Origin of the sequence: Bradyrhizobium sp., assembly GCF_049581145.1 — a bacterium.
GTDB lineage: Bacteria > Pseudomonadota > Alphaproteobacteria > Rhizobiales > Xanthobacteraceae > Bradyrhizobium.
This window is the reverse complement of the sequence record NZ_JBAURI010000685.1, coordinates 1-6,735: the sequence shown is the minus strand read 5'-3', so window position 1 is coordinate 6,735 and position 6,735 is coordinate 1. Positions and strand designations below refer to the sequence as shown.

Below are 6,735 nucleotides of genomic sequence, written 5' to 3'. Positions count from 1 at the left end.
TCTGCTTCATCAGACAATCCTGGCATCCGCCCAAATGAGCATTGACCAGATGCGGAAGGCTCAGCTCGCAAGCAGTTCCTTGAGCGCCGCGTCCAGGATCTTGATGTCATCGGGACTGGTGCCGGGGCCGCCGGCGAAATGGCCCCAATAGGTCTCCACAACGCGCAGCTCGGCATTCGGCATGTGCTTGACCTCGTTGGCGCTGTCTTCCGGAGGAAAATAGAGATCGGACGAGGCTGGCATCACGAACGCCTTCGCCTTGATTCCGGCCAAGGCCTTCTCGTAGTCGCCCTTGTAGATCGGGTTGTTCGAAATATCGCCGTTCTGCCAGGTCCAAAGCATGGTGAGAAGATTGTTGGCATCCTTGGAGAGAAGCCAGCCTTCCCAGAATCCCACCAGGAAATCCTCAAGCGACGCATAGCCCATCTTCTTGAGGTCAGCTTCGACGCGGTAGAATGTCTGCGAGAAGCCCCAACCCGCATAGACGCGAGCCGCAGCACGAAGGCCCTTGGCCGGTTGCTCCGTGTAGAAGCCGTCCTTGTAAGCCGCGTCGGCCTGCAGGGCTGCCTTGACGCCTTCAAGAAACACAAAATTGTGTCGCGAACATTTGGCCGAGCCCTGGAATGGCAGGATGCGTTCGACCATGTCCGGGAAAATCGCGCCCCAATGGAATGTCTGCAGTGCCCCCATCGACCAGCCCGTCACCAGCTTGATCTTGCTGATTCCGAATTTTTCGGTGACGAGACGCTGCTGCTGCACCACGTTGTCGTAGGCCGTGATATTCGGAAAACGGGAGCCATTGAACGGAACGGGCGTATTGCTTGCTGAGGTCGAGAGGCCGTTGCCGAACATGTTCGGGACAATGATGAAGTATTTTTCCGGATCGAGAGCCAGGCCGGAGCCGATCAACCATTCGTTTTCCGCGTGGGTTCCGGAATACCAGCAGGGATAGACGATCACATTGTCCTTGGCGGCATTCAGCTTGCCGTAGGTCTTGTAGGCCATCTTGGCGCCGCGCAGAATTTGCCCGCATTGCAGGGTTACGTCGCCCAGTTCGAACATCTCGTAATCAGCCATAGCCATTCCCTCTCGTGGTTATCATGTTACGCAGTCAAATAAGTCGTCCTGGCGAGCAGGCGCGCGAGCTGGCTCGGCCAGGTGGCCTGCACCACATCCCCGATGGTGTAGGGGTCGCGGAAGAACTGTCGTTCCGGAATATAGGCGACGAACTCGTCGGTGTCGGTCGCGTCCAGCATGACCTTGACGAAGTTGCCCTGATATTCCACCGCCAGCACCCGGCTCGCCAGCGACGAAGTGTCGGGCGGAATCCCCACGCCGGGCCGGATCAGGTCGACATCGTCGCGTCGCACCGCAACGTCGATGGTGTCGCCCTTGCTGACATGTGCCGATCCGACCGGCACGGTGACGGCTTTCATCTGAGGCGCGGCGAAGCTCACCACCCCGCCCTCGACGGCATTGACCCGGCCGGAAAACACGTTCTGGCCACCGAGAAACTCGGCCACATAACGATCCCTCGGCGTCGCATAGACATCGCGCGCGGGGCCGGCCTGCATGATCTGGCCGCGGTCCATCACAACGACCATATCGGCCAGCGCGATGGCCTCAAGTTGCGAGTGGGTGACGTGGACGAAGGTAATGCCGAGATCACGCTGCATTCGCTGAAGCTCGAGCCGCATGCGCACCCTCAATTGCTCGTCGAGCGCGGAAAGCGGCTCATCCAGCAGCAGCACCCGGGGCTCGGTGATGGCGGCGCGCGCCAGCGCGACACGCTGCTGCTGGCCCCCGGAAAGCTGCGCCGGCAGCCGGTCGGCGAGTTCTGACAGCCGAACCTTCTCGATCATCGCGTCGGTCTGCCGGTATCGATCACTCTTCGAAAGACCGCGGATCCGAAGCGCAAACGCGATATTGTCCCGCACGCTCAGATGCGGAAACAACGCGTAGGACTGAAACATCATCGCGGTCCCGCGTGCGACCGGTGGCAGTCCCACCACGTTTTCGCCGCCGATCAGGATCTCACCATCGGTCGGATCTTCATGGCCCGCGATCATGCGCAGAATCGTGGTCTTGCCGCAGCCCGACGGCCCGAGAAAGCAGCAATAGGCCCCGTCAGGAATCTTCAGATTGATGCCCTGCACCACGGTGTGGACGCCGTCATAGCTCTTGGTCAATCCGGCGAGTTCGATGTCGCCGCGCAGCACCGCCATAGTCCGGTCTCCGATCAGGTCGCTCGAGCGCCTCGACGTTTCTGAATCAACACGATGGTCCCGAGCGCCGCGCCGATGATCAGAAACGAAATGATCGTGGTCACGGTACCCAGCGCGTAAAGTGACGGCGACGTGACGTTGAGGGTCATGCTCCATATCTCCAGCGGCAGCGTGTTTTGTGGTCCGGCGGTCTGCAGCGTTCGAGCGAACTCGTCGTAGGACAGCGTGAAGCCGAACAGCGCGACCGCCACCAGGCCCGGCGCCAGCACGGGAATGATCACCAGACGGATTGTCTGCCAGGTGGAGGCACCGAGATCGCGCGCCGCCTCCTCCCAGGCTGGATTGAAGCGCGACATCACCGCGAACATCACCAGCACGCCAAACGGCAGCGTCCACGACAATTGCGCACCCAGCGCCGAACCGTAGGGAGACGTATCGATGCCGATCGCATTGAACAAAAGCCCGACACCGATGCCCAGGACGAGACCCGGCGCCACCAGACTGCCGATCATCAATGCGAACACGATATTGTCGCCGGGAAACCGCCGGCGGAACGCCATTGCCGACATGAACGATACCACCACAGTGATCGCCGTCACCACGATCGCGAGCTTGATCGACCGGTCAAAAGCGCCCTTGACGTCGCCGGTCCTGACCTGCGTGAACAGATCGACGAACCAATGCAGCGACAACCCCTTCATCGGGAACACCAGGCCACCCCGAACATCCTGGAACGACAGGATGTAGATGCAGATCATCGGACCATAGAGCGCGATCACGTAGAAGGTGAAAAGCGTCGCCAGCAGATAGAATGTCCATGGCCGGCCTCCGCGACTTGGGGCTATCGCCCGTTTCGTCGCACGCGCGCCAGCCATCGTGACACTCTGCGACGTCGCACTCACCGGGTGATTTCCTTTCGGATGTCGACGGTGCGCAGGATCAGGAAAACCATCGCCAGCAAGACGACCGTGAGGACGATCGCGCTGGCCGCCGCACCCGGATATTGCAGAACCGAAATGTCCTCATAGAACGCGCCGACCACCGAGGCAGAGCCGCCGCCGGACATCACCTTGGTCACGAAGAAATCGCCCATGACAATCGAGGCCACGAAAATCGAGCCCAGCGCGATGCCGCTTTTGGAAAGCGGCACAATGATCAGCCGCATGATATCGAAGCGGCTTGCTCCCGCATCGACCGCGGCCTCGACGACCCGCTTGTCGATGCGAGCCATCGAATTGAAGATCGGCACGATCATGAATATCGTGAGCTGGTGCACATAGGCGACGACGACCGCAAAGCCGGAATACAGCAGGAACTCCAGCGGCTCCCGGATCAGACCGAGGCGCAGGAGAGCCGAATTTATCAGGCCTTCCTTGCCGAGCAGCGGAATCCAGGAAATCATCCGGATGATGTTGGACGTCCAGAACGGCACCGTGCAGATCAGGAAGAGGCCGATTGCGAGCAATGGATTCCGCACATGGAAGACCAGAAAATAAGCGACGCAAAAGCCGATGATCAGGGTGAAAAACCAGGTGAGGATGGTGAATTTCACGGTTTCGAAATAGAGATTGAACGTCAGTCCTGAGGTCAGCACCGTCTTGTAATTCGCCAGCGTGAAGGTCGGTATCAGACCGCCAAATCCGTCGGTTTCGAACACGCTCGCGACCAGCACCATCAGGATGGGCAGCACGAAGAAGGGGATGAGCACGAGCATCAGCGGTGAAATATACAGCCAGCTTACGATCGATCGGGAAACAGTCATGAAAACTCTCTGGAGACATCTATCACTTGCCGGTCGGCTGTTGGCCGACCGGCAGGTTGCCGAGGGCAGCCGAATTCAGGCGACCTTGAAGTCGTTCCAGCGCTTGTTCATATAAGCCGCTTCGTCCATCAGCGTATTCCAGCACGAAATATTGGTAACGCGCTCGGTAAATGACCCGCCGTCGCGGACCGTGCCGGCCACCTCCATCGGCACACCATACGGATCGGTCACGGGCTCGGGAGCCGCTTTTCCCTCGTACCAGAACGCGTATTCGGCCGGCGTCATGAATTTCTTCGCGGTCGAAGGCACCGGGCTGTAGTAGCCGTAGCGGCTCACGAACGCGCCCTGCCAGCCGGACATGTACCAGTTCATGTACTCATAGGCGGCATCGAGCTTCTTGCCGGTCAGATGCTTCATCAGGCCCATGCCATTGCACCAGCCGCGATAGCCCTCCTTGCCGTCCTTGATGTTGACCGGAGCGTATACGCAGGGGATTTGCTTGACCCGAACGGCGGCGACCGCCGGCGACCACATCGATTGAATGACGACTTCTCCAGCCGCCATCAATTGGACCGACTGGTCAAAGGTGGTCCAGGTTGCGCGGAATTGACCGGACTTCTTGAGTTCAATCAGCTTGTCGCAGGTGAAATCAATCTCCTTTTTCGTCATATTGCCCTTGTTGCCGTATTTGATCAGCCCGGCGCTTTCGAAACACAGCGCGGCATCCATGATGCCGATCGCCGGCACGTCGAGGATCGCGGCCTTCCCCTTGAACTTCGGATCGATAAGCTCTTTCCATTCCGTCACCGTGTGCCCCACGAGATCGGGACGGTAACCGATCGAGTCGGCGTTATAGACCTGCGGGACGTTGGTCAGCCATTCGGTGACGCCTTCGTGCAGCTCGGTGGAATCCGGCTTTTCGATATAGAGCGCTTCGTAGGGCGAAATTCCCTGACGCGGGATCTTGTGGCCATCGAGCTCGCCCTTGGTGAAGATCGGAAGGAAGTTGTCGAACTCCTTGATCTTCTTGGCCTCGATGCCCTGGATCACCCCGCGCTTGGCCGCAAGCTTGGCTTGCCAACCCTCGAGGTCCGCGATGTCGACGCTGTTCGGCTGGGTGATGAAACGATTGATCGCGGCGGACGTGTCAAGGTTCTGCATGGTCACCTTGAAACCGAGATCCTTGGCGGCCTGGTCGCCGATCGCCTTCACGACGGAATATGACACGCCGACATGACGCAACTCGATGTCCTTGATTTCCTGCGCCCAGATCGTCGGAAATCCGGTGATCGCGCCGGTTCCGACGGCCGCGCCCGCAGCTGCGGCGCCTGCCTTCAGCAACGACCGGCGGTTGACGCCCTTTGTGGAATTGCCTGCGTCACCTTTATCTTTAGCAGTCATATGCTTCTAACCCCCCTGTCAACATTCGACGCCGCGGACACCGGCCTCGGATCAACCGGACATCTCCAGCCTCTGGCCCAGAGTCCGAGCTGCCTGAACTCATTGAAGAGCGTTGCTGCGACCATGCGCACAGTCGTCAGGCACGTGATATGCCGCTCACTCAATTTCGTGGGAGACAGTGTCAAGCGTTCGACGGGAAAGCGACATTCGCCATTTAGCCGATGCCCAGCCGCCAAAGTACGTATTCCATTTTTTGCTGCAGGCGAGTATCGCGCCGTTCGCCAACCCCCAGAGCAATGATTAGGCAAAACGACGGCAAGAGAGGCATCGCTGCGCAAGCTGTGGCGCGAGCTCAACCTGGATGCTCAGAAAGGGAGCACGTTGGTCTTCGTGATGCCGGCACCATCCGCCGATTGGATAGGCGGGGCAGATCCTGCATTCGTCGATCGGCGCTTTCGCGCCGCCCTGCGTCGGGCTTTCTCCCTGGAGAAGGCTGGCACAAAGCCGCTGGGGATTGCACGAAATGGCGACAAAAGCGGCCTGGACTAGACGAAACAACGGGCTGCATTATATCTGTATAGATATAACGTGGATCCCTCCAGGTCATCCGTATGAACATCGAAAGCAAGTCGCTCACCAGCTGCGAGGTCACACCGGACGGCAGCACGATCGTGCTCGGCTTTATCGATACCGACGGTAAACCAGCCAGCGTCCGTCTATCGCTCAATCAAGTCGGAGCCCTCGCCATGACGTTGCCCGAACTGATCAACAAGGCGCTTCGATCGCGTTTTGGGGATCAAAGCCTGCGCTATGCCTATCCGCTCGCCTCCTGGGCGATCGAACGCTCATCCGACCCGGCGACCGGAATGGTGACGTTCAGCACCGTCGATGGCTTCACCGTCTGCTTCTCCATGCGACGCGAATTGCAAAGCGAACTCGGCGAAGCGCTGGTTGCCGAGCATAGGACGAGGCCTCCACTGCTGGCGCACTAGCCGCCGGGCGGATGGCTTGCCGGTTTAGTGATTTCAAAGTTCTAGTCATATCAGCCTTGCTTCGGCGGAACTCGGCGGACGCGCGCCCAACACCTTTTTGATGGCACGGTGGGCACGATGCTGATGCGCTTTGCCCACGAATTCAAATTTTCAAGCAGCGGATGCAGTTTCACGGTCTCGCGGCGCTGGTCGCCCGAGCTTTGCTTGGGAAGTCTTGCGCCTCGATCAGAGGGCGCAGGGAATGCCGGGTGCACGCTGCACCCGCGGTCTCGCGTGCAATAAAAACAAAAGCAAAAGCGCACACGAGCATACAGGTTCAGCGGAGACACTCCGACATTCCCTGCGCAATGGCTTT

6 protein-coding genes are annotated in these 6,735 nt (G+C 59.3%); 1 reads left to right on the top strand and 5 read right to left on the bottom strand.

What is annotated here, in order from left to right; translation table 11 throughout:
* Positions 1-60: 60 nt before the first annotated feature.
* The 5 genes from WCB02_RS22330 to WCB02_RS22310 form a co-directional block, all read right to left on the bottom strand.
* Positions 61-1,077, bottom strand: a complete 1,017-nt coding sequence (locus tag WCB02_RS22330) for an alpha/beta fold hydrolase (protein ID WP_423961494.1) — start codon at positions 1,075-1,077, stop codon at positions 61-63.
* 26 nt (positions 1,078-1,103) lie between these two features.
* A complete protein-coding gene (locus WCB02_RS22325; RefSeq protein ID WP_423961493.1) occupies positions 1,104-2,225 on the bottom strand; it encodes an ABC transporter ATP-binding protein in 1,122 nt (373 codons plus the stop codon).
* A 14-nt stretch (positions 2,226-2,239) separates the two neighbouring features.
* Positions 2,240-3,100, bottom strand: coding sequence for an ABC transporter permease (locus WCB02_RS22320; protein WP_423961491.1), 861 nt, complete (start codon positions 3,098-3,100; stop codon positions 2,240-2,242).
* Between the two features lie 23 nt (positions 3,101-3,123).
* On the bottom strand, positions 3,124-3,987 hold the full coding sequence (locus tag WCB02_RS22315) for an ABC transporter permease (RefSeq protein WP_423961489.1): 864 nt from the start codon (positions 3,985-3,987) through the stop codon (positions 3,124-3,126).
* 75 nt (positions 3,988-4,062) lie between these two features.
* Positions 4,063-5,388 carry an ABC transporter substrate-binding protein gene (locus WCB02_RS22310; protein WP_423961486.1) on the bottom strand — a complete coding sequence of 442 codons (1,326 nt, stop codon included), beginning with the start codon at positions 5,386-5,388 and terminating at the stop codon, positions 4,063-4,065.
* Between the two features lie 611 nt (positions 5,389-5,999).
* Here WCB02_RS22310 and WCB02_RS22305 point away from each other — a divergent pair.
* A complete protein-coding gene (locus tag WCB02_RS22305) occupies positions 6,000-6,380 on the top strand; it encodes a hypothetical protein (protein WP_423961484.1) in 381 nt (126 codons plus the stop codon).
* Positions 6,381-6,735: the final 355 nt, after the last annotated feature.